We start from the raw sequence: 24348 nt of genomic DNA, 5'->3' as shown, positions 1-24348 counted from the left end.
ATGAACGGCTTGATGGCAGGAAAGCGTGGCCTCATCATGGGTCTTGCGAATGACAAGTCGCTGGCCTGGGGCATTTCGAAGGCCCTGCGCGCGCAGGGGGCGGAACTCGCTTTCTCCTATCAGGGCGAGGCGCTGGCGAAGCGGGTGAAGCCGCTGGCGGAGGAACTGGGATCGGATTTCCTGATCGAATGCGACGTGTCGGACATGGACAAGCTCGACATCGCCTTTGACGAGATCAAGGCGCGCTGGGGCAAACTCGACTTCGTGGTCCATGCCATCGGTTTTTCGGACAAGAACGAGCTGCGCGGCAAATATGTCGACACCAGCCTCGAAAACTTCCTGATGACGATGAACATTTCCGCCTACAGCTTCGTCGCGGTGGCGAAACGCGCCCGCGCCCTGATGGCGGAGGGCGGCAGCCTGCTGACGCTCAGCTATTATGGCGCGGAAAAGGTCATTCCCCATTATAACGTGATGGGCGTGGCCAAGGCGGCGCTGGAAACCAGCGTCAAATATCTGGCGATGGACTTGGGGCCTGAAAATATCCGCGTCAACGCCATCTCCGCTGGCCCCATCAAGACGCTGGCGGCGAGCGGCATCGGCGATTTTCGCTACATCATGAAGTGGAACGAGCTGAACAGTCCGCTTCGCCGCAACGTGACGATCGAGGATGTGGGCGGCGCGGGCCTCTACCTCCTCTCCGACCTCGCATCGGGCGTGACGGGCGAAGTCCACCATGTCGACGCGGGCTACAACGTCATCGGCATGAAAGCCGAAGACGCGCCCGACATCGCGCTGGACAAGTGAGGCGATTGAAAAACCTATCGCGTTAGGTTATATATGGTGACGGTTCACCGCCAGGGCGGGTTCGCGTCGTCATCTATGTGGATGACCATGCGCCTGCTCATGTTCATGCGGTTGGTGCCGGCGAAGCGAGCGCCGACATAACAGGCTCTGCGCCAAGGTTGATCGAGGTCCAGGGCTTCACGCGCGCCGAGGTCAGGCGGGTTATGAAGATCGTGGAGCAGCAGCAAGCGGCGCTGCTGTTGCGATGGAAGGATATACATGGTTGAGATCAGCGATGCCGCCATTGATGCGGCCCTGGAATGCGGCAGAGAAGCCGTGCGGGAAGAGCCGCGCGCAACCGCCGCGCATTATGATGCCCGAACCGGCCGGGTGATCGTGGATCTCACCAACGGCTGCACTTTCGCCTTTCCCTCTCGGCTTGGACAAGGGCTGGAAGGCGCCACGCCGGAACAGATTGCCGCAGTTGAAGTCAGTCCTTCGGGCTATGGATTGCATTGGGAGGATCTTGATACGGATCTGTCCATTCCCGGCCTGATGGCGGGGCTGTTCGGCACCCGGGCGCATATGGCGCGGATCGCGGGACGGTCGCGCTCGCCTGCCAAGGTGGCTGCGGCGCGGATGAACGGAGCCAAGGGCGGCAGGCCCCGGAAGCAGGCCAACATATGAGCTTCAATACATTCGGCCGCGTTTTCCGCTTCACCACTTGGGGGGAAAGCCATGGCCCCGCCATCGGGGCGGTCGTGGATGGCTGTCCTCCGGGGCTGCCGCTGAGCGAGGCGGACATTCAGCCTTTCCTGGACAAGCGCAAGCCCGGCACGTCCAAATTCACCACCCAGCGCCGCGAACCGGATGAAGTCCGCATCCTCTCCGGCGTGTTCGAAGGGCGCACCACCGGCACGCCCATCAGCCTGATGATCGAGAATACCGACCAACGCTCGAAGGATTATTCCGAAGTCGCCAAGGCCTATCGTCCCGGCCATGCCGACTATGCCTATGACGCCAAATACGGCTTTCGCGACTATCGCGGCGGGGGCCGGTCCTCCGCCCGCGAAACCGCGAACCGGGTGGCGGCGGGCGCGGTCGCGCGACTTGTCATCCCTGATGTCGACATCTTCGCCTATGTGAGCGAGATTGGCGGCGACGCCATCGACCATGCCCGTTTCGACGCGAGCGAGATCGACAACAACCCCTTCTTCTGCCCCGACCTGGAAGCCGCGAAGCGTTGGGAAAAGCTGGTGGACGAAGCTCGCCTCGACGGCTCGTCCCTCGGCGCGGTGGTGGAATGCGTCGCAGCGGGCGTTCCCGCCGGTTGGGGCGCACCGCTCTATGCCAAGCTCGACAGCGAACTGGCCGCCGCGATGATGAGCATCAACGCGGTCAAGGGCGTGGAGATTGGCGACGGTTTCGCCGCCGCCCGCCTGCGCGGCGAGCAGAATGCCGATCCCATGCGTCCGGGCGAGGATGGTCCGCAATTCCTGGCCAATCATGCGGGCGGTATCGCGGGCGGCATCTCGACCGGCCAGCCGATCAAGTTGCGCGTTGCCTTCAAACCGACCAGTTCCATCCTGATCCCGGTCGAAACCGTGACCCGCGAAGGCGTGGCGTCCGACATCGTGACCAGGGGACGCCATGATCCCTGCGTCGGCATTCGCGGCGTTCCGGTGGTCGAAGCGATGATGGCGCTGGTGCTGGCCGACCAGAAACTGCTCGACCGCGCCCAGTGCGGGGAACGCTGAAGCCGCCGCGCCAGCGGCGAGACGCCTCTTTCCTTCGATAAAGCCGCATCGGAAGCGAGACGACTCACCCGATCTGCGTTACACTTGCCAGACGGATCGCCCGCGGGAGGGCGAAGCGGCAGAGCGTAAGCCTGGGGAGCGTCATCGCCTTCGCGCGGATATGGCGGTCAAACTGTCCCCTTCAAGCCGCGAACACGGGCCAGCCATGCAACCATGGCTGGCCCATTTCGTTGGATTCCTCTAGGTAAAGACGAAGGCCACGCGACGACGCGAGCAGGGGGATCGACCGGCATATGCATATGGTAACGGCGCTGTTGGGCGCCTATCGCGCGGAGATCGGTCTGATCCTCCTTGCATGCATGTTCGTTGCCTTCCTGCGCGAACGCTATCCGGCCAGCGTTGTCGCGGCGCTTGGCGCCTGCGCCTATGCGGCCTTGGGGCTGATCGACGAAAAGGGCCTTTTTTCCGTTTTCGCCAACCCCGCGCCGCTGACCGTCGCGGCGATGCTGGTGCTGTCGGGCGCGCTCATCCGCACCGGCACGGTCAATCGCGTCGCCGACCTCATCATGACCCGCGCGCAGCAGCATCCGCGCCTTGCCCTTGCCGAAGTGACGGTGGGCATCGTCATCATCTCCTGCTTCCTCAACAACACGCCGGTGGTCGTGCTGCTGATCCCCATCGCCTTCAAGCTGGCGCAGGCGACCAACATCCCGGTCAAGAAACTGCTGATCCCGATGAACGCCGTCGCGGTAATGGGCGGTTGCATCACGCTGATCGGTACCTCCACCAATCTCATCGTCGCGGGCATCGCGGCGGAGCAGGGGATGGAGCCGATCGGCATCTTCACCATCTCCCCTTATGGCATAGCGGGCACGGTGGCGGGCATCGCGACGCTTGCCTGCCTGTCCTTCCTGCTGCCGAGCGACGAACCGTCCATCGGCGGCGAGAATGGCGGAACGGTGCAGGATTACCTCACTGAACTGGTGGTCCCGCATGACAGCGATCTTGTGGGACGAGAAATCGGCTCGCTCAGCCTGTTCGGCCGGTCGGTAGTGCTGCTGGGCCTCAAACGCGCGGGAGAGATCCGGCGCGGCGACCTGATGGAGGAGGAGCTTCATGCCGGCGACCGACTGATCGTCCGGGCGGACGGCACCGCGGTCATGACCCTGCGCGAATCGGGCCGCTTCGAACTGGGAATCGCGGCGGATTCCGAAACCTCCTCCCATGAAGGCACGGTGATCGAGGCGATGGTCGCGCCTAGCCATCCTTCGACCGGCGACCGGCTGAGGGACATACCCTTCCTCCACGCGCTGCGCGTCCGCATCATCGGCATGCATCGCGCGCGGCATTTACCCGGTCCCGATCTGGCCGATGCGCGCATTCGCGGCGCGGACCGCCTGTTGATCGCCGGCAGCGACGATGCGGTGCGTTCGCTGCGCGACCATCCGCATCTGATGGGCGTGGACATCAGCCGCACCCGCGCCTTCCGACGTAGCAAGGCGTGGATCGCCATCCTATCCATGGCCGCCGTCGTGACCTTCGCCGCGCTGAATTTCATCAGCATCGGCCTTGCCGCTTTCCTCGCGGTGGGCGTTATCCTCGTCACCCGCTGCATCGATGCGGAAGAGGCATGGAGCGCCATTGATGGCGATGTGCTGGTGCTGATCTTTGCAATGCTGGCGGTGGGGATGGCGCTGGAACAGTCGGGCAGTGTCGCGCTGATGGTTGGGTGGGTCACTCCGCTGCTTCAGGTCGCGCCCACATGGTCGCTGGTCTTCGTCATCTATTTCTTCGCGCTGATCCTGTCCGAACTGCTCAGCAACAATGCGGTCGCCGCGCTGATGACGCCCATCACGATCGCGCTGGCGCGGCAACTGGGCGTCGATCCGCTGCCGCTGGTGATCGCGCTGATGATCGGTGCGTCGGCCTGTTTCGCGACGCCCATCGGCTATCAGACCAACGCGCTGGTCCATGCGGCGGGCGATTATCGATTCGCCGATTTCGTGCGGATCGGCGTGCCGCTGAACATCGTCGTGGGACTGGCGGTGTGCACCACGCTGGTGTTGTTGAATTAGGTAATTCGGGCAGTTCAGAAACGGTCAGACTTTGCCGTCAAGCAAGCCGTGCTCCTGAAGGCGGGAGCACGGTGTACGTTGAACAAGCCGCCGTTCCGCAATCCGTCCCTGCGTCAGCCCACAATCATCCCATGCTTCTTCGCGCCGAAGCTGACCTTGTCGCCGGCCTTGAGCGCCAGATGCGGGTTTTTCACCACTTCGCCGTTCACGCGGATCGCACCTTCGTCCAGCTTGCGGCGGGCTTCCTTGTTGGAGGCCGCGAAGCCGAGCGCCGTATTGGCCTGAACGATGGTGAGGCCTTCCGCGCCGAGGCTGACGGTCGGAAGATTAGCGTCCGACGCGCCTTCCTCGAAGGTTTTGCGTGCGGTTTCGGCGGCGGCGGCGGCGGCCTCCGCGCCGTGGGCGAGGGCGGTCGCGGCCTCGGCCAGTATCTTCTTCGCTTCGTTGATCTCCGCGCCTTCGAGCTTTTCGAGGCGGGTGATCTCGTCCAGCGGCAGGTCGGTGAACAGGCGCATGAAACGCCCCACATCGGCGTCCTGCGTGTTGCGCCAGAACTGCCAGTAATCATAGGGCGCCAGCGCATCGGCGTTGAGCCAGACCGCGCCCTTGGCGGTCTTGCCCATCTTGCCGCCGTCCGCCGTGGTGATGAGCGGGGAGGTGAGGCCATAAACCTGCGTGCCGTCGACGCGGCGGGCGAGTTCGATGCCGTTGACGATGTTGCCCCACTGATCCGATCCGCCCATTTGCAGGCGGCATTCGGCGCGGCGCGACAGTTCGAGGAAGTCGTAGGCTTGCAGGATCATGTAATTGAATTCGAGGAAACTGAGCGATTGCTCGCGGTCCAGCCGCAGCTTCACCGAATCGAAGCTCAGCATCCGGTTGACCGAGAAATGCTGGCCGATGTCGCGCAGGAAGGGGATATATTCGAGGCGGTCGAGCCAGTCGGCATTGTCGACCATCACCGCATCGGTGGGGCCGTCGCCGAAGGTCAGGAAGCGTTCGAACACGCGCTTGATGCTGGCGACATTTTCCTGAATCCGCTCAACCGTCAGGAGCGAACGCGCCTCGTCACGCAGGGACGGGTCGCCGATCTTGCCGGTGCCGCCGCCCATCAGCACGATGGGCTTGTGCCCGGCCTGCTGCATCCGGCGCAGCATCATGATCTGCACGAGACTGCCGACATGCAGCGATGGCGCGGTGGGATCGAAGCCGATATAGCCGGGGACGACCGATTTCGCGGCAAGGGCGTCCAGCCCCTCCGCATCGGTGAGCTGGTGGATATAGCCGCGCGTGTCGAGCAGACGGAGAAGATCGGATGTATAGGTCGTCATGGCCTGTCTGGTCTGGAAAAGATCGGTCTGTGGAAATCCGGGCGCGCATAACATGGGGAAGGGCGCTTGGGTAGCATGCTTGCAATCGGATTGATGTCGGGCACGTCGCGCGACGGCATCGACGCGGCGCTGATCGAGACGGACGGCGAAGGGGCGGTGCAGCCGCTGGCTTTCCACGCCATGCCCTATGGCGAGGGCTTCCGGCTGCGGCTGGCCGAGGCGTGCCAGCGGGCGATGGCGATGGACGCGCCGGGCTTCGAGCCGTTGATCCGGTCGGTCGAGGAAGAATTGACGGAACTGCATGTGGAGGCCGTGGCCGACCTGCTGGGACGCAGTGGCTATGAGGCCGGCGATGTGGGCGTCATCGGCTTTCACGGGCATACGGTGGCACACCGGCCGGAGCGTTGCTGGACCTGGCAGATCGGAGATGGGGCGGCGCTGGCGGGGGCGTTTGGCATCGATGTGGTCGCGGACCTGCGGAGCGCGGATGTGAAAGCGGGCGGGCAGGGCGCGCCGCTGCTGCCCATCTATCATCGGGCGCTGGCGCATGAACTGGCAAAGCCGGTGGCGGTGCTCAATCTGGGCGGGGTGGCCAATATCACCGCGATCGGACCGGACGGGGAACTGGTCGCTTTCGACACCGGCATGGCAAGCGGGCTGATCGACAACTGGATGCAGACCCATGGCGCGGCGGCCTATGACGCGGGTGGGGCCGTGGCGGCAAAGGGACGGGTGGATGAAGCGCGACTGGCGGAGATGCTGGCCGATCCCTGGTTTGCCGTGCCGCCGCCCAAGAGCATCGACCGGGAAGCCTTTTCCATCGCGGCGGTGCGCGGATTGGAACTGGAGGACGGCGCGGCGACCTTGACCGCTTTTTCCGCCGCCGCCGTGGCGCGGGGCGTGGAGCATCTCGGCGCGCGGCCGGAGCGCATCTATGTGGCGGGCGGCGGGCGGCATAACGCCACGCTGATGGCGATGCTGGCGCAGCGGACGGGCGCGGAGGTGCGGCCGGTGGACGAACTGGGCTGGGACGGCGACGCGCTGGAGGCGCAGGGCTTCGCCTATATGGCGGTGCGGTCGGTCAAGGGGCTGGCGATCAGTTTTCCCGGCACCACCGGCGCGCCGGAGCCGATGACCGGCGGAAGGTTGTTCCGCCCGGCTTGAAGAGAGGATTGCCCGGCATTTGCGTGGACTTTTCCGATGATGGTTATGGGTGTCCCGCCACTTATCCGTCATCTCCGACCCGAAGGGCGACGTAAGCCAATGCTGGGATGACGGACATTAAATGACAGCAACTGGCCGTAAGCGGCTGTTAGGCGGAGGCTGTTTGTAAACAAAATAATCAGGCCCGAACGGCGCAAGGCCATGCGCCGACCCTACCGCTTGCGGGTGAGTTCGCGCATCGCTTCGTCGATCCCCTCGATCGTCAGGGGATACATGCGGTCGTTCATCAACTGGCGTATGATCTTTGTCGATTGATTATAGTCCCAATGGTCGCGATGCATGGGATTGAGCCAGACGGCGGCGGGATAGGTGTGGGCGACACGCTGCATCCAGACCGCGCCTGCTTCCGGGTTCATATGTTCGACCGATCCGCCCGGATGCGTGATCTCATAAGGGCTCATCGCCGCGTCGCCGACGAAGATCACCTTATAGTCATGGCCATATTTGTGGAGAATGTCCCAGGTCGACGTGCGCTCTGAAAAACGACGGTGATTGTTCTTCCATACCGCTTCGTAGAGGCAGTTGTGGAAATAGAAGAATTCCATGTTCTTGAATTCGCCGGTCGCGGCGGAGAAAAGCTCCTCGCACAGCTTGATATAGGGGTCCATCGACCCGCCTATGTCGAGGAACAGCAGCAGCTTCACCGCATTGTGGCGTTCCGGGCGCATCCGGATGTCGAGCCAGCCCTGACGCGCCGTGCCGCGGATGGTTTCGTCCAGGTCCAGCTCATCCGCCGCGCCTTCGCGGGCGAAACGGCGCAGGCGGCGCAGCGCCACCTTGATATTGCGGGTGCCCAGTTCCCGGCTGTTGTCGAGATTCTGGAACTCGCGCTTTTCCCAGACCTTGATGGCGCGCTTGTGGCGGCTTTCGCCGCCGATGCGGACGCCTTCGGGATTATAGCCGCCATGGCCGAAGGGGGACGTGCCGCCGGTGCCGATCCACTTGTTGCCGCCCTGATGGCGGGCCTGCTGTTCTTCGAGCCGCTTTTTCAGGGTCTCCATGATCTCGTCCCAGTCGCCCAGCGACTTGATCTTTTCCATCTCCTCCGGCGTCAGGAACTTTTCCGCGACGAGACGCAACCATTCCTCCGGAATTTCCGCTTCGACGCCCCCCGTGTTCAGCACGCCCTTGAACACCTGGGAAAAGACCTGATCGAAACGGTCGATCAGCCCCTCGTCCTTCACATAGGTCGCGCGGGCGAGATAATAGAAATCTTCGGGGCGGCGTTCGATGACGTCGCGGTCCAGCGCCTCCAGAAGCAACAGATGCTCCTTGATGCTGGCAGGAATGCCGGCGGCGCGTAGCGCGTCGAGGAAGTTGAGCAGCATGGTGGCGCTTTTCGGACAGAGCGGGCGGGGATGCAAGCAGGCTGTTGAATACAGGATAATGTTAATTGTTGCATTGCATGGTCAATGCATCACTATCCATTCCGCAGGATGGCTGTTGGAGGCTCCTTGGAAAATCAGGATTTATTAGCCGATCTGGGCGAGCGGTCGGGCGACATTGCGTTGCAGTGCAGCGAAACGGCCGGATTTCTGGGCGTGCTGAACGGACGGATTCAGGGCAATCTGGCGCGGCTGACCGAATTGCAGGCCAATATGGGCAGGCTGGGGGACAGCCAGCAGGAAAGCGTGCTGGCGGCGCAGGAACTCAAGCTGACGGCGGCCCGCGCCGGACGGATGATCGCGGACGGGCATGAGGTGGTGTCCCTGTCATTGGGGCAGGTGGCCGAACTGGTCGCGCAGGTGACGGGGCTGGAGGAACATCTGCGGCGCTTCCTGAACGTGATCGAGGCGGTGGGCGGCATTTCCGATCATCTGGGCGCCATCGCGCAGCAGACGCGGATGCTGGGCATCAATGCCGCTATCGAGGCGGCGCGCGGAGGCGAGGCGACGCAGGGCTTTGCCGTGGTGGCGGAGGAAATCCGGCGGCTGGCGGCGCAGGCCGGTGAGTCGGCGGCATCGGCGGGCGAGCGGCTGGGTCAGTTGGACCGGGACGCGCGGCAACTGATCGACGGCGTGACGGCCAATATTGCGCGGGGGCGGGGCGTGGGTGGGCATATCGATACGCTTCATGCGACGATGGCGGATATTGCCGCGCTGGTGACGCAGTTCGGGGATCGGTCCGCCACCATCGTGGCCTGTACCGATGCGGCGGACGGCGATGTGATGGCGTTGCGGCAGGGGCTTGACCTGTTCAGCCGGACATCGGGCGAAAGCGCGGGACAGGTGGATGCCGTCCGCCAGCAACTCGAAGGGCTGGAGGGCATGGCGAACGACATGCTGAACCGTGCGGCCCATGCGGGCGGGCGGACGCGCAACAGCCGCTATATCGCGCTGGCCGAGGAGGGGGCGGAGGAAGTGGCGCGCCTGATCGGGAACGCGCTAGCCAGGGGTGAACTGACGGTGGAGGCGTTGTTCGACAAGGACTATCGCGGGATCGCGGGGACGGAGCCGGCCCAATATGAAAATGGCTTCACCGCCTTTGCCGATCGCGCGATCCGGCCGGTGCTGGATCGGCGCACGGATGAGGATGCGGCTATCGTGGGGTGCTGCCTGATCGACATGAACGGCTATCTACCCACCCATATCAGCGCGCGCAGCCAGCCGCAGAGGGCGAGGGAAAGCGCGTGGAACATGGAACATGCGCGCAACCGCCGGATATTCATGGACAGCCAGACCCGGCGGGCGCTGGATGGGGAAGATGACTTTTTTCTCTTCACCTACCGACAGGATCTGGGTGAAGGGCGCTATCGCGCATTGCGAAGCGTGTTCGTGCCGCTGGTCTTCCACGGTCGGCGCTGGGGTCTGTATGAGGTCGGCTACCTCATCTGATCGCGGCGGCGGATACCGTGGATCAGGGAGATGAGCACGAAGGAAATGATCATCAGCAGATACCAGGAGCCGAGCTTGACGAGGCTCACCATATGCCAGCCGTGCCGCTGGTCGGGATAGGCCCAGGCATTGGCGAAGGTGCCGATATTCTCCGCGAACCAGATGAACAGGGCGACGAGAAGAAAACCGAGCAGAAGCGGCATCCTGCGTGCTTCGCGCCATGGCGTGAACCAGATGGTCGTGCGGGCGAAGAGGAGGATGGCGGCGGCGAAGAGCGCCAGCCGGACATCGGGCAACCAATGATGGGCGAAGAAATTGATGTAGATCGCGGCGGCCAGCAACACCGTGGTCCAGATGGGCGGATAGTGGCTGAAGGAAAAGTCGAAGATGCGCCAGATGCGGGCGATATAGCTGCCCACCGCCGCATACATGAAACCGGAAAAGAGCGGCACGGCCCCGATATGAAGGACGCTATGTTCTGGATAGATCCATGAGCCGGCGCTCGTCTTGAACAGTTCCATGATCGTGCCGATGACGTGGAAAGCGCAGATGACCAGCGCTTCCCGCGCGGTTTCGAGGCGCAAGGCCAGCATCGCGACCTGAATGGCGAGCGCCGCGAGGGTCAGGAAGTCGTAGCGGTGCAGCGGGGCGTGGGCGGGGTAAAAGAGATGCGTGCCGAGCAATAGCGCCAGCATGAGGCCGCCGAACAGGCAGGCCCAACCCTGCTTGAAGCCGAAAAGCAGGAATTCATAAGCCCAAGCGCGCGGGCCTGCGGCGATGCGTATGGATTCGAGATGGGCGCGAATGCGCGCGAAGCGGGTGGCGCCCGTTGGGATGGTCATGCGGCGGGCTTAACGGAGGCCAAAGCAATAGGGACAGAGATTATCGCAGGCTCTTGCGCGTCACGCTGACAGTGACTTCGCCATTGGCGGCATAGGCGGTGGTCGCTTCGGCCTGCGCGGTTTGCGGGTCTTTGCCGTCGATGATCGCGGCGATCTGACGAGGGCTGGGTATGCGGTCATAAACGCCATAGAGTTCGGTCTGGCCCAGCGAATGCATGGAAAGCTGATAGCCCGATCTGCCCTGTGCCGGTTCGAAGGCGAGCAGGCTGCCGGTATCGTCTATCGGCACGATGATCGCGCTGCCCTCCATGCCCGTCTGTTGCAGCATTTCATAGCGCCCATCGGAGGTTTCGACCGTGCCGCGCAGGCAAAGGCTACCTCGGCCATCGCGGGGGAGGGCAATCTCCCCCTTTTCTGTGCCGGAGGGAGCCGCGCCGCTGAGGCGGGCGTCGCGATTGTAGGCGGCAGGACAGGTCGAGATCTTTGCCGGGATGACGGCGTGGAGTGCGCCGGGATCGTCAAAGGCGAGGTTGGCGATCATTCCGTCGAGGCCCGCAAGCACATCCTTGCGGCGCTCGGCGGGGCCGGTGACGCGCATCTTCACGATCCAGCGGCCCGCATGGATGAACGCCGCCGCCGTGGTCAGCGCGCCATCGGCGGCATCGTCATAGACGGCGCGTATGGCGGTGCCGGCATGGCCGCCCGCCGCCGCGCTGGTATAGCTGGTGCGGAGGGTCTTGGCGCCGAAACGTTCCATCACGGCCTTGTCGGTCATATAGGCGGCGAGCGCGGCGTCGGCATAGCTCGGCAGGTAGACGTAAAGCGTCGCCTGGACCGCGCCGTCTTGGGAGAGATATTGGGCGTAATTGTCGATGCCCTTGCCGCCATTCGATACTTCGCCGCTCTTGGAAAGCGAGAGGCCCGCCACGGTTTGCGGGAGGATTATGCCCGCTGCATTGGCGCGCAGCGTCGTTTCGGTGGGCGTCCAGGCTTCGGCTTCCTCCGCCGCATGTCCGAAGGCGGGCATGGCGAGCGCCAGCAGGGCTGAAACGAGGGGCAAGGCGCGCAGAGGCATTGACATCCTTCTCCTGATCCAGGCCGTCTTGACGCGGCCTTGAATGACAGGAAATCAGGATGGCGGGCTTGCAGGCGCTCCGCAAGGGGCGTTGTCAGGCTACGGGCGGAATCTGTGCCGGATAATGGGGCAGATCCGGGTCGAAATGCGCCCAATGCGGTGCGGCCTGGATCCAGATGATGGCTTCGGGCGCTTTGAGGTTCGGATCGTCGAGCGCGCCCGCGCGGATGAAGGTCAGGTGCGGACGCGATTCGGCAAGGCTGAAGAGAGGTGTGCCGCAGGCCGGACAGAAGCCGCGCCGCATCCGGTTGCCGCTGTCCGCGACGCTTTCATGCCAGCGCACTTCGCCGGTCGTCGTCACCTTGTCGGCGGGGAAGCAGACGTTCACGGTCGCCGATCCGCCGCCCAGATACTGGCACAGGCGGCACCAGCATTGGCGGGCGGCCATGGGTTCGGCGTCGATCATGATGCGGACCTGACCGCAGAGGCATCCGGCTTGATAAGGCATGGTTAAAGTCCGTTCGTTTCGAGTCCTTCGACTACCTGCTAATTCAGGCGCTCAGGACAGGCCAAGGTCGAGAAACGGATAGCGTATCCATATCGTTTCTCGACTTCGCTCGAAAACGAACGGAGGTTGGCTGTCCTTACCGCCCCTGCCGCCGCGCCATGAAGGCGAGGCGTTCGAACATCATGATGTCCTGCTCATTCTTCAGCAGCGCGCCGTGGAGTGGTGGGATCGCCTTGGTCGGGTCGCTGTTCTGAAGCACGTCGAGCGGCATGTCCTCATTGAGGAGCAGTTTCAGCCAGTCGAGCAGTTCGCTGGTCGAGGGCTTTTTCTTGAGGCCGGGCACATCGCGGATCTCGTAGAAAATGTCCATCGCCTTGCTGACGAGGATCTTCTGGATGCCGGGGAAATGCACGTCGACAATGGCCTGCATCGTCTCGCGGTCCGGGAACTTGATGTAATGGAAGAAGCAGCGGCGCAGGAAGGCGTCGGGCAGTTCCTTCTCATTATTGGACGTGATGACGACGACCGGGCGTTCCTGCGCGGCGATCGTTTCGCCGGTTTCGTAGACGTGGAAAGCCATGCGGTCGAGTTCCTGCAACAGGTCGTTGGGGAACTCTATATCGGCCTTGTCGATCTCGTCGATCAGGAGGACGGGGAGCTTGGGCGCAGTGAAGGCTTCCCACAGCTTGCCCTTGCGGATGTAGTTGGAGATTTCGTGGACGCGCGGGTCGCCGAGCTGGCCGTCGCGCAGGCGGGCGACCGCGTCATATTCGTAAAGGCCCTGATGCGCCTTGGTCGTGGACTTGACGTTCCATTCGATGAGTGGGGCGTCCAGCGCCTTGGCGATTTCCTGCGCCAGCACGGTCTTGCCGGTGCCCGGCTCTCCCTTCACGAGCAAGGGGCGGCGCAGCAGCACGGCGGCGTTGACCGCGACCTTCAGGTCATCGGTTGCGACATAATCCTGCGTGCCTTCAAATCGCATGTTCGTTCCGCTCTTCGCTTTCCAATTGTCCGACAGGAACTAGGCAAAGCGAAGAGAGGGCGCAATGCGTTTGTGCGGCGCGGCGGAACTTGCGCGATCAGGAACGAGCGCGGACCTGGGCGCGGGCGGCCAGCAAGTCCCAGAGGCCCCGATGCTGGCTGAGAAGCTGGCGCGCGCCGAACTGGATGGCGCGGTCGATGGCGTCGTCCCCGCCGATGGCGCGGGCGACATCCAAGGTGGCGGCCCGGTCGGGAAGGGTGGAACGCACCGGCTCCAGGCCCATCCGGATCGCGGCTTTGTCCAGCACGCGGCGTACGGCGCGCCAGTCGAGCGCCAGCGCCATGGCCGCGCCCATCGCACAGCCGCGCCGGTCGGATTGGGCCAGCATATCGAGGGCGTGGCGTTGCTGGCTGACGGTGGTTTCGCAATTCGCCTGTCCGGTCGTGCTGGGGGCAGGGCCGACAGCCACTGTCACCTGCGTCAGATAGGCGCGTTCGCGGACGAAGCCGTCGGCAGCCTGGATCAGCCATTCGCGCGCGGCGTTGTCGGCGGAACGGGTGGCGGCATGGTCGATGACGCCGGGATGACGGCCATGAAGCAGGCAGAGATAATAGGCTGCGTCGGCAAGGTCGGACAGGGACAGCAGCGCGTCGCGCACGTCCTGGCCACCCGCCGCCTGATGAGCATAGGGATGCGCGCCCGTGCCATCGGCCGCGACCAGCGCCTCCAGAACCTGCGCTATGTCTCCAAACTGATAGCGTTGCGCCGCGTCGTTCATCACAAGAAAACCCCTGTGCCCATGCATTTAAGGCTAAGGGGAGAGCGTATCGCAGGGCGGTAAACGAGGAGTTTACGGCATAAAAAAAGGCGGCCGCTTTTGCCGCCTTTTCCCTTATTTCGTCGCAGAAACCGGCCTATTGGTCGAGGAAGCTCCGCATCTTGCGCGAGCGCGAAGGATGCTTGAGCTTGCGGAGCGCCTTCGCCTCGATCTGGCGGATGCGTTCGCGGGTCACGCTGAACTGCTGCCCCACTTCCTCCAGCGTGTGATCGGTGTTCATGCCGATGCCGAAACGCATACGCAGCACGCGTTCTTCGCGGGGGGTGAGGGACGCAAGGACGCGAGTGACCGTTTCCTTGAGATTCGCCTGGATCGCGGCATCCACCGGGATGATGGCGTTCTTGTCCTCGATGAAGTCGCCCAGATGCGAATCCTCCTCGTCGCCGATCGGCGTTTCGAGCGAGATCGGTTCCTTCGCGATCTTCATGACCTTGCGGACCTTCTCCAAGGGCATGGAGAGGCGTTCGGCCATTTCTTCGGGCGTCGGTTCGCGGCCCTGTTCGTGCAGGAACTGGCGGGAGGTGCGGACCAGCTTGTTGATCGTTTCGATCATGTGGACCGGGATGCGGATGGTGCGGGCCTGATCCGCGATGGAGCGCGTGATCGCCTGCCTGATCCACCAGGTCGCATAGGTGCTGAATTTATAGCCGCGACGATATTCGAACTTATCGACCGCCTTCATCAGGCCGATATTACCTTCTTGAATAAGATCAAGGAATTGCAGGCCGCGGTTCGTATATTTTTTAGCAATGGAAATGACGAGACGCAGGTTCGCCTCCACCATTTCCTTCTTCGCGATGCGCGCTTCGCGCTCGCCCTTCTGCACCATATTCACGATGCGGCGGAATTCGGAGAGCGACATGCCGGTCGCCTGCGCGATTTCGCTCACTTCGTTGCGAATGCGGTCGACCGCGCGCGCTTCGGCGGCGGCGAAGGCAGACCATTTCTTGTCGAGGCCGCTGACCTTGTCGAGCCAGCCGTCGTCCAGTTCATGGTTCACATAGCGGTCGAGAAAATCCTTGCGGCTGACCTTGTGTCGCTCGGCCAGACGTAGCATCTGCCCGCCCAGCGCGGTCAGACGCCGGTTATAGGCATAAAGCTGATCGACGAGATATTCGATCTTCTGCTGGTGGAACTGGACGCTTTCGACCTCGGCGGTCAGTTGCTCGCGCAATTCCTGATAGCTGTCCTCGGCCTTCTGACTAAGGTTCTCGCCATTGGCCATGGCGGCCATGCGCGCTGCCTGCGCGTTGGAGAAGGTGCGGAAAATTTCCGTGATGGTTGCGAACTTCTCCAGCGCCATCGGCTTGAGCGTCTCTTCCATCTGGGCGAGGGAGAGGGTGTTGTCTTCCTCCTCTTCCTCTTCCACCCGGCGGGTGCGGCGTTCGGTCAGGCCGTCCTCATCCTCATCGGCGTCGGCGGATTCCTCCTCCGGCTCTTCTTCTTCCTTGAAGCTGGGACCGGCGGTCTTTTCGCTGATTTCGCCGTCATCGTCCTCGGCCCCTTCCTCCAGATTTTCCGGAGCTGGGTCTTTGGATAGCATGGCGTCGAGGTCGAGGATCTCGCGAAGCTGCATTTCGCCATTGTTGAGGGCGGTCGACCATTCGATGATTGCGTTGAAGGTCGTGGGGCTTTCGCACAGGCCCAGGATCATCGTGTCGCGGCCGGCCTCGATCCGCTTGGCGATGGCGATTTCGCCTTCGCGGCTGAGCAGTTCCACCGCGCCCATTTCGCGCAGATACATGCGGACCGGATCGTCGGTGCGATCGACGGTTTCCTTCTTTTTCTCAGTAACGAGCTTGGGGCCGCCATCATCCTCGGCGCTATCCTCGCTCGTGTCGTCGTCATTATCGTCGCGCTGATCGTCGCCGTCTTCGCTGGCTTCTTCATTCTCGACGATGTTGACGCCCATTTCGTTGAGCGCGGACATGATGTCCTCGATCTGCTCGGAGGACATCTGGTCCTGCGGCAGGGCGTCGTTCAACTCGTCATAGGTGATATAGCCGCGCTTCTTCGCGCGGGCGATCAGCTTCTTGACCGATGCCTCGTTCAGATCGAGCAGCGGCGCGTCGCCGGTATCCGTATCCTCACCTGAAGCCTTGCCGTTCGCTTTGGTCGCCATTTATTCGCCTTAAACTTCACCGCTCCGAAAAGAGCGATTATTCAATCAGATAATGTCTTCGGACTGCGCCAGTTCCGCCAAGCGTCGATCGTGATCCGCCTTCAGCGCCCTCATGCGCTGCTGCTCAGCGAAATTTTCTTCGCTGACCTCGCTCTCAAATCGCCGCGTGGCTTGCGCCAGTGCTGCCTCCAACTCCGGTCCCTGCGCCATCACCCGAACAGCTTCATCCAGATCGCGCGCCACGCGATCAGGGTCGGCTGTGATCCTGTGGGGGGTGAATGTGAACGTGTCGGCCCGGAGCATCCCCTTCGCCATATTATACACTTCACCTTGCCCCAATATGGTAAGGAGGCCCTGTCTTTCAACTGTTTCTTTGCGGAATGATGCGGCAATCATCGCGTCAAGCAATTGGGCGAGCGCGGAGTCGGCGATCTGTAGTCCCGAAAGTGTTTCGCGGTGGAGTGCGATCTGTTCGGGATGACGCAGCAGGCTGGCAAGAATCGCGCGCAAAAGACGCTGTTCCATGCCGCTTTCGCCGATGGCGCGGGCTTCGGTCCCGGCGGGCGGAAGCGGCGGCTTCCAGTTGCCGCGCCGGTCGCGTTGCCAGCCGCCGCTCGCGCCGCGCGGATTGTGGCGGGGGCCGGGGGTGAAGCCGCTCTGGCGGCGGGCGAAGAACAGGGCGTCGTAACGCTCGCGGAATGCCTGCACATAATGAGCGCGCACGTCGGAATGCGCGATGGCGTCCGTAATGGCCGACAGGCGCTGTTTGAGCGCGGCCCGCTGTTCGGGCGTATCGAGTGGCGCGACGCCCTGCTCATGCTTCCAGAGGCGTTCGACCAAGGGTTCGGCGCTTGCCAGCACGCTTTCCATGGCGGTGGTGCCCTGGGCACGGATGAGGTCGTCGGGGTCCTGGCCGCCCGGAAGAGTCGCGAAAGCTAGACTCATGCCCGGGCGGAGCAGGGGCAGGGCCCGAGTCGCGGCGCGGATCGCAGCCTTCTGTCCTGCCGAATCGCCGTCGAAGCAGAGGATGGGGACGTCCGCCATTTTCCATAGCCGCTCGATCTGATGTTCGGTCAGCGCGGTGCCGAGCGGAGCGACGGCTTCGGCGAAACCGGCCTGCGCCAGCGCGATCACGTCCATATAGCCTTCTACCACGATGATGCGGCCCGACTGGCGACTGGCGGGGGAGGCGCGGTCGATATTGTAGAGTGTGCGGCCCTTGTCGAAGAGGGGGGTGTCCGGGGAGTTCAGATATTTGGGCTCGCCCTGGCCGATGATGCGGCCTCCAAAAGCAATCACCCGGCCGCGAATGTCACGAATAGGGAGCATCAGGCGGCCGCGGAAACGGTCATAACTGTCGCGTTTCCTGGCTTGGCTGTCTTCCGGCTCGGCGCCGTCAGGGTCGATCAGCAGCCCTGCCTCAATCAGCATCGGATCGCCGAAATCGCGCAAGGCCACTTTGAGCTTGCCGCGCGAGTCCGGGGAATAGCCGAAACCGAAAGTCCGGCGCGTGGCGTCCGATATGCCACGGTGCTGGAGATAGGCGCGGGCTTCTGCGCCGTCGATGCCGCCCAGTTGATCCTCGAAAAAGCTCTGTGCCGCCGCCATGACGTCGTGCAGCCCCTTTGCCTGTTCGGCGCGCTGGGCGGCGCGGGGATCAGGTGCAGGAACTTCCATGCCAGCGGTTTGGGCGAGTTCCTTCACCGCCTCCATAAAGGGCAGGCCGCGCTGGTCCGTCATCCAGCGGATCGCATCGCCATGCGCGCCGCAACCGAAGCAGTGATAGAAGCCCTTTTCATCGTTGATCGTGAAGCTGGGCGTCTTTTCATTATGGAAGGGACAGCAGGCCTTATATTCGCGACCTGCCTTCTGGATCTTCACCGTGCGGCCGATCAGTGTCGACAGCGATGTGCGTGCGCGCAGTTCGTCAAGGAAGGCGGGGGTGAGGCTCATGCTGGCATATCGCCGTTCGTTTCGAGCGAAGTCGAGAAACGAGTCGAATGCGAGTTCTGCGAAGCTAAACGCTCGCGCGGTAGTTTGGCAAAAAACGAAACCAGGGACCAGTTGCCCGCGATCAACGCCTCTTTCTTGGCGCGCGACCAGCCTTCGATGATTCGTCCGGCCTCCAATGCTTCGATTCGGGCGGAGAAGTTTTCGCTCCAGACGAGTTGCACGGGCAGGGGGCGGCGCGTGAGCGCACTGCCCTGACCGCATTGATGCTGCCCGATGCGATGTTCAAGGGCGTCGGTATGGCCGGTATAATAACGGCCATCCAAATATTTCAGCATGTAGGTCCAGAAAACCATCGGTCGATTATGCCCCAACGCCTGTCCGTGTCGAGCGAAGTTGGGATAGGAGATCGCAGCGGTTTTTCGACTCGCTCGAAACGAACGGAGGCTGGGCTTACCCCAAGGCGGCCTTTACCAGTCCGCTGGCCTTGCTCATGTCGATGACCGAGCCGTGGCGTTCCTTGAGGACAGCCATGACGCGGCCCATATCCTTGACGCTCGCCGCGCCCACTTCGGTCTTGATCGCCTCGATCGCGGCCTTCGTTTCATCCTCGCTCAGTTGCGCGGGGAGGAAGCTGTCGATCACGGCCAGTTCGCCCTGTTCCTTGGCGGCCAGTTCGTCGCGGCCTCCGCTCTTGAACATCTCGATCGATTCGCGGCGCTGCTTGGCCATCTTCTGCAGCACGTCGACCACGACCGTATCGTCGTCGGGAACATTGCTGGCGGTCCTCAGTTCGATGTCGCGGTCCTTGAGCTTCGCAAGGATCAGCCGCACGGCGGCCAGTCTTTCCTTGTCGCCGCCCTTCATGGCTTCGATCTGGGCGCTCTTTAGCTGCTCGCGAATCATGGCGATAAGAATCCTGTTATCTGGAAAGAGACAGATATAATGCGAAAAGAGATTTTTAACAGGAGTTGACCGCGCGCCCTGCTGGGCATAGGTGGCGGGCCGTTTAACCCGCTGAAGACGGGTTCCCGCAAAAGCATAAGAAGGACTTAGCAAGCCATGGCCGACGCCAAATCCCTGACCGTGCCCAAAGGAGTCACAGGGGTATTGGTTTTCGCCGATGGCTCGGCCGTGTTCGGACGCGGTTTCGGTGCGGTCGGCGAAGCGGTGGGGGAGCTTTGCTTCAACACCTCCATCACCGGCTATCAGGAGATCATGACTGATCCCAGCTATGCCGGGCAGATCATCAATTTCACCTTTCCTCATATCGGCAATGTTGGCACCAACCCGGACGATGTGGAGGCGGACAGCCCCCATGCACTGGGCTGCATCGTGCGGCAGGATGTGACGGAGCCCAGCAATTTCCGCAATGTCGAACCCTTCGACCAGTGGATGCAGGAAAAGGGCCGGATCGGCCTTGCGGGCGTCGATACCCGCGCGCTGACGCGGATGATAAGGCTAAAGGGCGCGCCCAATGTCGTGATCGCCCATGATCCAGAAGGAAAGTTCGACATCGCCGCGCTGGCGGAGAAGGCGGCAGGTTGGCCGGGACTGGAGGGCATGGACCTCGCCATCGAAGTCACGGGGACGGAGCGTCCGTGGAAGGACGGGGTATGGCGTCTGGGCTTCGGCTATGGCGTGGGTGAGGCGGGAGATGAGCGGCCCCATGTCGTCGCGATCGACTATGGCGCGAAGAACAATATCTTCCGCAATCTGGTGAAGGCTGGCGCACGCGTCACTGTGCTCCCCGCCACCGCGACCTTTGAACAGGTGATGGAACAGAAGCCTGACGGCCTGTTCCTCTCCAACGGTCCGGGCGATCCGGCCGCGACCGGCGGCTATGCGGTGTCGGTGATCAAGCAGGCGCTGGAGGCGGAGGTGCCGATCTTCGGCATCTGTCTGGGGCACCAGTTGCTTGGCCTCGCAGTCGGCGCGAAGACGGTCAAGATGCATCAGGGCCACCGCGGCGCGAACCATCCGGTCAAGCGGCTGGAGGACGGACTGGTCGAGATCACCAGCATGAACCACGGCTTCGCGGTCGATGCCGATACGCTGCCCGCTAATGTGAAGCCGACCCATGTGTCGCTCTTTGACGGTAGCAACTGCGGCATCGAACTGACAGACAGGAAAGCCTTTTCGGTTCAGTACCACCCCGAGGCCTCACCGGGGCCGCAGGACAGCTTCTACCTGTTCCAGCGGTTCGTGGAGGGGCTTAAGTGAGCCTCAACCTGCCCCAGGTTGATCCCGCCCGGCTCGAAGCGGAGTGGGAGGCGGACAAGGCTGTTCTCGCCAATCTGGCCGAGAATGGCGACAAGCCGAGCATTCCACGCCCCGTCGATGTCAGCTTCCGTGGGAGCGAGAAGGATTTCGAACGGGTGCTGACCATCGCCAGCCAGTTCGGCTTTGTCGAACTCGACCGCGAAGAGGATGAGGAAGGCGATCTCTACCTGTTTCTCGAAACCGAGCAGGCGGTCGACGAAGCGTCCATCCGTGCGCTGACGAAAAAGTGTCTCCAGATCGAAATCCTTTGCGGGGTCGAATATGACGGCTGGGGTTGCGAAGCCCGGACAGGGGCAGTGCATTGACCATCGCTTTACGAACAGCCTTCGAAGGCGCCGATCCTTATAAATCAGAGGCCGAATAATGCCCAAACGCACCGACATTTCCTCCATCCTCATCATCGGCGCGGGGCCGATCATCATCGGCCAGGCGTGCGAGTTCGACTATTCGGGCACGCAGGCGGTGAAAGCGCTCAAGGAAGAGGGCTATCGCATCATATTGGTGAACTCCAACCCGGCCACGATCATGACCGACCCGGAATTCGCCGACGCCACCTATGTCGAGCCGATCACGCCCGAAATCGTGGCGAAGATCATCGAGAAGGAGCGGCCGGACGCGGTGCTGCCGACTATGGGCGGGCAGACGGCGCTCAACACGGCGCTGGCGCTGTTCAATGACGGCACGCTGGAGAAATATGGCGTCCAGATGATCGGCGCGGACGCCGAGGCGATCGACAAGGCGGAAGACCGGATCAAGTTCCGCGACGCCATGGACAAGATCGGCCTGGAAAGCGCCCGCTCGCGCATCGCCCACACGATGGAAGAGGCGATGGAGGCGCTGGAGTTCACCGGCCTGCCGTCGATCATCCGTCCCAGTTTCACCATGGGCGGCACGGGCGGCGGCATCGCCTATAATCGCGATGAGTTCATGAGCATCGTGCGGGGCGGCCTCGACGCTTCGCCCACGACCGAGGTGCTGATCGAGGAATCGCTGCTCGGCTGGAAGGAATATGAGATGGAGGTGGTGCGTGATCGCGCCGACAACGCCATCATCATCTGTTCCATCGAGAATATCGATCCGATGGGCGTCCATACCGGCGACTCCATCACCGTCGCGCCCGCTTTGACGCTGACGGACAAGGAATATCAGATCATGCGGAACGCGAGTATCGCGGTCCTGCGTGAAATCGGCGTGGAAACAGGCGGTTCCAACGTGCAGTTCGCAGTCAATCCGAAGGATGGCCGCCTGGTCGTCATCGAGATGAACCCGCGCGTTTCCCGTTCTTCCGCGCTGGCCTCGAAGGCCACCGGCTTCCCAATTGCGAAAGTCGCGGCGAAGCTGGCGGTCGGCTATACGCTGGACGAGATCGAGAACGACATCACCGGCGCGACGCCAGCGAGCTTCGAACCGACCATCGACTATGTCGTGACCAAGATCCCGCGCTTCGCCTTCGAGAAATTCAAGGGGTCTGAGCCGTTGCTCGGCACCGCGATGAAGTCGGTGGGCGAGGTGATGGCCATTGGCCGCAACATCCATGAATCCATGCAGAAGGCTCTGCGCGGGCTGGAAACGGGCCTATCTGGCTTCGACAATGTCCATCATCTGGAAGGCGCGTCCAGAGACGACATCATCGCCGCACTTGCCCAGCCGACGCCCGACCGCTTGCTGGTCGCCGCGCAGGCGCTGCGCGAAGGGCTGAGCGTCGAGGAAATCCACGCCGTCGCCAAATATGATCCCTGGTTCCTCGAACGGATCAAGGAGATTGTCGAGGCCGAAGCGGACGTGTTGGCGAACGGCTTGCCGCAGGATGCGGATGGGATGCGCCACCTCAAATCCATGGGTTTTTCCGACAAACGGCTGGCAGGGCTGGCTCTCAAATCCGCCAATCTGCGTGGCATGGAGCGGGGCATCGCGCGGGGCGGCGGCCTGATCCATGACGCGGTCGTCGCCATGACCGGCGGCGTGACGGAGAATGAAGTGCGCGGCCTGCGTCACAAACTGGGGGTGCGTCCGGTATTCAAGCGCATCGACACCTGCGCCGCCGAGTTCGAGGCGAAGACGCCTTATATGTATTCGACCTATGAAGCGCCGATCTTTGGCGAGGCGGAGAATGAGGCGCAGCCCACCGACCGCAATAAGGTCGTGATCTTGGGCGGCGGGCCGAACCGGATCGGGCAGGGGATCGAGTTCGACTATTGCTGCGTCCACGCCTGCTTCGCGCTCAGCGAAGCGGGTTATGAAACGATCATGATAAACTGTAACCCGGAGACGGTTTCGACCGATTACGATACGTCGGACCGCCTCTATTTCGAACCGCTGACGGCTGAGGATGTTCTGGAAATCCTGCACGTCGAAATGTCGAACGGGACGCTGAAGGGCGTTATCGTGCAATTTGGCGGCCAGACTCCGCTCAAGCTGGCGCAGGCACTGGAGGATGCAGGGATTCCGATCCTGGGCACGTCGCCCGACGCCATCGACCTTGCCGAGGATCGCGAGCGGTTCGCGGCGTTGATCGACAAGCTGAAACTGAAGCAGCCCGCCAACGGCATCGCTCGTTCACGGGAAGAGGCGATCGCCGTCGCCAACCGGATCGGCTATCCGGTGCTGATGCGTCCGTCCTATGTTCTGGGCGGCCGCGCGATGGAGATCGTCGACGGTCAGGCGCAGCTTGAGGAATATATCACGACCGCCGTTCAGATGTCCGGCGACTCGCCGGTGCTGATCGACCAGTATCTGCGCGATGCGACCGAGGTGGACGTGGATGCGCTGTGCGATGGCGACGATGTGGTGGTCGCGGGCGTGCTTCAGCATATCGAGGAGGCGGGCGTCCATTCAGGCGACAGCGCTTGTTCGCTGCCGCCTTACAGCCTGCCCGACGACGTCATTGCGGAGATAGAGCGGCAGACCGAGGTGCTGGCCCATGCGCTGCATGTCCGCGGCCTCATGAACATCCAGTATGCGGTCAAGGACGGCACCGTCTATCTGATCGAAGTCAATCCGCGCGCCAGCCGCACGGTGCCCTTCGTCGCCAAGGCCGTCGGCACGCCCATCGCCAAGATCGCCAGCCGCGTGATGGCGGGGGAGAAGCTTAAGGACCTGCCGAAGATCGACCGCAACGCTATCGATCATGTCGCGGTCAAGGAAGCGGTGTTCCCCTTCGCGCGCTTCCCCGGCGTCGATCCAGTACTCTCACCTGAAATGAAGAGCACGGGTGAAGTTATGGGAATCGATAGTAATTTTGCTACAGCTTTCGCCAAATCGCAGCTTGGCGCCGGCATGGTGCTCCCGACGCATGGAACGGTGTTCATTTCGCTCAAGGACAGCGACAAGCCGGTGATCCTGCCGGCGGCGCGCAAGCTGGTCGACATGGGCTTCAAGATCATCGCGACGGGCGGTACGGCACGCTTTCTGGAAGATAACGGCATCCCGATCGAAACGGTGAACAAGGTGGCGCAGGGCCGCCCGCACATCGTCGACCGGATCACCGATGGCGGCGTGGACCTGATTTTCAACACGACCGAGGGGTGGCAGTCGCTAAAAGATAGCAAGGCGATCCGTACAAGCGCGCTGCGGCAGAAGGTCGCGAGCTTCACCACGGCGGCTGCCAGCCTGGCGGCGGCGGACGCAATCGAGGCGTTGCGCGGCCATGCCCTTGAAGTGCGCTCGCTCCAGTCCTATTATCCAAGGCCGCAAGCCTGACCCCCTGCATGAAGGAACACGCTGCGGGCGACCCCATGGGCG

The 24348-nt window shown here is 62.7% G+C and carries 21 protein-coding genes; 10 read left to right on the top strand and 11 right to left on the bottom strand.

The features are described from left to right. The 5 genes from fabI (at position 1) to LDB26_RS10670 (ending at position 4618) form a co-directional block, all read left to right on the top strand. Positions 1-807, top strand: coding sequence for an enoyl-ACP reductase FabI (gene fabI / locus LDB26_RS10690; RefSeq protein WP_257538365.1), 807 nt, complete (start codon positions 1-3; stop codon positions 805-807). Positions 808-884: 77 nt separating this feature from the next. Beyond that, positions 885-1073: a DUF4160 domain-containing protein gene (locus LDB26_RS21650; protein ID WP_197413608.1), complete on the top strand. Its 189-nt coding sequence runs from the start codon at positions 885-887 to the stop codon at positions 1071-1073. Beyond that, positions 1066-1473, top strand: a complete 408-nt coding sequence (locus LDB26_RS10680) for a DUF2442 domain-containing protein (RefSeq protein WP_062066443.1) — start codon at positions 1066-1068, stop codon at positions 1471-1473. Before LDB26_RS21650 ends, LDB26_RS10680 begins: the two co-directional genes overlap by 8 nt. Next, on the top strand, positions 1470-2543 hold the full coding sequence (aroC, locus tag LDB26_RS10675) for a chorismate synthase (protein WP_257538361.1): 1074 nt from the start codon (positions 1470-1472) through the stop codon (positions 2541-2543). The genes LDB26_RS10680 and aroC overlap by 4 nt, the downstream gene beginning before the upstream one ends. A gap of 293 nt (positions 2544-2836) precedes the next feature. Continuing rightward, positions 2837-4618, top strand: a complete 1782-nt coding sequence (locus LDB26_RS10670; protein ID WP_062066437.1) for an SLC13 family permease — start codon at positions 2837-2839, stop codon at positions 4616-4618. Positions 4619-4731: 113 nt separating this feature from the next. Here LDB26_RS10670 and tyrS read toward each other — a convergent pair whose 3' ends face one another. Continuing rightward, complete coding sequence (gene tyrS, locus LDB26_RS10665) at positions 4732-5949, bottom strand: tyrosine--tRNA ligase (RefSeq protein ID WP_257538360.1); 1218 nt, start codon at positions 5947-5949, stop codon at positions 4732-4734. A gap of 75 nt (positions 5950-6024) precedes the next feature. Between tyrS and LDB26_RS10660 the strand changes: the two genes are divergently transcribed. Next, positions 6025-7113 (top strand): anhydro-N-acetylmuramic acid kinase, encoded by a 1089-nt coding sequence (locus tag LDB26_RS10660; RefSeq protein ID WP_062066434.1) that lies wholly within the window; start codon positions 6025-6027, stop codon positions 7111-7113. Between the two features lie 212 nt (positions 7114-7325). On the opposite strand, the gene LDB26_RS10655 is transcribed toward LDB26_RS10660, so the two are convergent. Continuing rightward, positions 7326-8501, bottom strand: a complete 1176-nt coding sequence (locus LDB26_RS10655) for a VWA domain-containing protein (protein ID WP_257538359.1) — start codon at positions 8499-8501, stop codon at positions 7326-7328. A gap of 126 nt (positions 8502-8627) precedes the next feature. Here LDB26_RS10655 and LDB26_RS10650 point away from each other — a divergent pair, with 126 nt between their 5' ends. After that, entirely contained in the window at positions 8628-10007 is a 1380-nt protein-coding gene (locus tag LDB26_RS10650; protein WP_257538358.1) for a methyl-accepting chemotaxis protein, read from the top strand. Here the strand turns inward: LDB26_RS10650 and LDB26_RS10645 are convergent. From LDB26_RS10645 to LDB26_RS10605, 9 genes are all read right to left on the bottom strand, one after another. Further along, positions 9995-10849, bottom strand: coding sequence for a DUF817 domain-containing protein (locus tag LDB26_RS10645; RefSeq protein WP_257538357.1), 855 nt, complete (start codon positions 10847-10849; stop codon positions 9995-9997). The two genes, LDB26_RS10650 and LDB26_RS10645, sit on opposite strands and share 13 nt — an antisense overlap. 40 nt (positions 10850-10889) lie before the next feature. Beyond that, positions 10890-11924 carry a hypothetical protein gene (locus LDB26_RS10640; RefSeq protein WP_257542071.1) on the bottom strand — a complete coding sequence of 345 codons (1035 nt, stop codon included), beginning with the start codon at positions 11922-11924 and terminating at the stop codon, positions 10890-10892. Positions 11925-12018: 94 nt separating this feature from the next. Next, the gene (locus LDB26_RS10635) at positions 12019-12432 is read right to left on the bottom strand and encodes a GFA family protein (protein ID WP_257538356.1); all 414 of its coding nucleotides are present in this window, start codon (positions 12430-12432) and stop codon (positions 12019-12021) included. Positions 12433-12568: 136 nt separating this feature from the next. Next, the gene (locus LDB26_RS10630; protein WP_257538355.1) at positions 12569-13414 is read right to left on the bottom strand and encodes a MoxR family ATPase; all 846 of its coding nucleotides are present in this window, start codon (positions 13412-13414) and stop codon (positions 12569-12571) included. Positions 13415-13511: 97 nt separating this feature from the next. Continuing rightward, positions 13512-14192, bottom strand: a complete 681-nt coding sequence (locus LDB26_RS10625) for a hypothetical protein (protein ID WP_257538354.1) — start codon at positions 14190-14192, stop codon at positions 13512-13514. A gap of 136 nt (positions 14193-14328) precedes the next feature. Beyond that, a complete protein-coding gene (gene rpoD / locus LDB26_RS10620) occupies positions 14329-16374 on the bottom strand; it encodes an RNA polymerase sigma factor RpoD (protein ID WP_257538353.1) in 2046 nt (681 codons plus the stop codon). Positions 16375-16419: 45 nt separating this feature from the next. Beyond that, entirely contained in the window at positions 16420-18327 is a 1908-nt protein-coding gene (dnaG, locus tag LDB26_RS10615) for a DNA primase (RefSeq protein ID WP_257538352.1), read from the bottom strand. Beyond that, positions 18324-18680 carry a GIY-YIG nuclease family protein gene (locus tag LDB26_RS10610; RefSeq protein ID WP_257538351.1) on the bottom strand — a complete coding sequence of 119 codons (357 nt, stop codon included), beginning with the start codon at positions 18678-18680 and terminating at the stop codon, positions 18324-18326. Before LDB26_RS10610 ends, dnaG begins: the two co-directional genes overlap by 4 nt. Positions 18681-18777: 97 nt before the next feature. Next, positions 18778-19230: a GatB/YqeY domain-containing protein gene (locus LDB26_RS10605; protein ID WP_062066405.1), complete on the bottom strand. Its 453-nt coding sequence runs from the start codon at positions 19228-19230 to the stop codon at positions 18778-18780. 156 nt (positions 19231-19386) lie between these two features. On the opposite strand from LDB26_RS10605, the gene carA reads away from it, so the two are divergent. The 3 genes from carA to carB are packed head-to-tail and all read left to right on the top strand — an operon-like array spanning position 19387 to position 24306. Beyond that, the gene (carA, locus tag LDB26_RS10600) at positions 19387-20547 is read left to right on the top strand and encodes a glutamine-hydrolyzing carbamoyl-phosphate synthase small subunit (protein WP_257538350.1); all 1161 of its coding nucleotides are present in this window, start codon (positions 19387-19389) and stop codon (positions 20545-20547) included. Continuing rightward, positions 20544-20912, top strand: coding sequence for a ribonuclease E inhibitor RraB (locus LDB26_RS10595; RefSeq protein WP_062066399.1), 369 nt, complete (start codon positions 20544-20546; stop codon positions 20910-20912). The genes carA and LDB26_RS10595 overlap by 4 nt, the downstream gene beginning before the upstream one ends. A gap of 58 nt (positions 20913-20970) precedes the next feature. Next, the gene (carB, locus tag LDB26_RS10590) at positions 20971-24306 is read left to right on the top strand and encodes a carbamoyl-phosphate synthase large subunit (protein ID WP_257538349.1); all 3336 of its coding nucleotides are present in this window, start codon (positions 20971-20973) and stop codon (positions 24304-24306) included. Positions 24307-24348 lie beyond the last annotated feature (42 nt).

The organism is Sphingobium sp. CFD-1 (assembly GCF_024611115.1).
In the GTDB taxonomy this organism is placed as follows: Bacteria; Pseudomonadota; Alphaproteobacteria; order Sphingomonadales; family Sphingomonadaceae; genus Sphingobium; species Sphingobium baderi_A.
The sequence above is the reverse complement of the archived record's forward strand: the minus strand, read 5'-3'. Positions and strand labels throughout refer to the sequence as shown.

Bases quoted from the DNA above. Each gene is read 5' to 3' on its own strand.
- fabI (WP_257538365.1), top strand. From the start codon at position 1: ATGAACGGCTTGATGGCAGGAAAGCGTGGCCTCATCATGGGTCTTGCG.
- LDB26_RS10680 (WP_062066443.1), top strand. From the start codon at position 1,066: ATGGTTGAGATCAGCGATGCCGCCATTGATGCGGCCCTGGAATGCGGC.
- aroC (WP_257538361.1), top strand. From the start codon at position 1,470: ATGAGCTTCAATACATTCGGCCGCGTTTTCCGCTTCACCACTTGGGGG.
- LDB26_RS10670 (WP_062066437.1), top strand. From the start codon at position 2,837: ATGCATATGGTAACGGCGCTGTTGGGCGCCTATCGCGCGGAGATCGGT.
- tyrS (WP_257538360.1), bottom strand. From the start codon at position 5,949: ATGACGACCTATACATCCGATCTTCTCCGTCTGCTCGACACGCGCGGC.
- LDB26_RS10660 (WP_062066434.1), top strand. From the start codon at position 6,025: ATGCTTGCAATCGGATTGATGTCGGGCACGTCGCGCGACGGCATCGAC.
- LDB26_RS10655 (WP_257538359.1), bottom strand. From the start codon at position 8,501: ATGCTGCTCAACTTCCTCGACGCGCTACGCGCCGCCGGCATTCCTGCC.
- LDB26_RS10645 (WP_257538357.1), bottom strand. From the start codon at position 10,849: ATGACCATCCCAACGGGCGCCACCCGCTTCGCGCGCATTCGCGCCCAT.
- LDB26_RS10640 (WP_257542071.1), bottom strand. From the start codon at position 11,924: ATGCCTCTGCGCGCCTTGCCCCTCGTTTCAGCCCTGCTGGCGCTCGCC.
- LDB26_RS10635 (WP_257538356.1), bottom strand. From the start codon at position 12,432: ATGCCTTATCAAGCCGGATGCCTCTGCGGTCAGGTCCGCATCATGATC.
- LDB26_RS10630 (WP_257538355.1), bottom strand. From the start codon at position 13,414: ATGCGATTTGAAGGCACGCAGGATTATGTCGCAACCGATGACCTGAAG.
- LDB26_RS10625 (WP_257538354.1), bottom strand. From the start codon at position 14,192: ATGAACGACGCGGCGCAACGCTATCAGTTTGGAGACATAGCGCAGGTT.
- rpoD (WP_257538353.1), bottom strand. From the start codon at position 16,374: ATGGCGACCAAAGCGAACGGCAAGGCTTCAGGTGAGGATACGGATACC.
- dnaG (WP_257538352.1), bottom strand. From the start codon at position 18,327: ATGAGCCTCACCCCCGCCTTCCTTGACGAACTGCGCGCACGCACATCG.
- LDB26_RS10610 (WP_257538351.1), bottom strand. From the start codon at position 18,680: ATGGTTTTCTGGACCTACATGCTGAAATATTTGGATGGCCGTTATTAT.
- LDB26_RS10605 (WP_062066405.1), bottom strand. From the start codon at position 19,230: ATGATTCGCGAGCAGCTAAAGAGCGCCCAGATCGAAGCCATGAAGGGC.
- carA (WP_257538350.1), top strand. From the start codon at position 19,387: ATGGCCGACGCCAAATCCCTGACCGTGCCCAAAGGAGTCACAGGGGTA.
- carB (WP_257538349.1), top strand. From the start codon at position 20,971: ATGCCCAAACGCACCGACATTTCCTCCATCCTCATCATCGGCGCGGGG.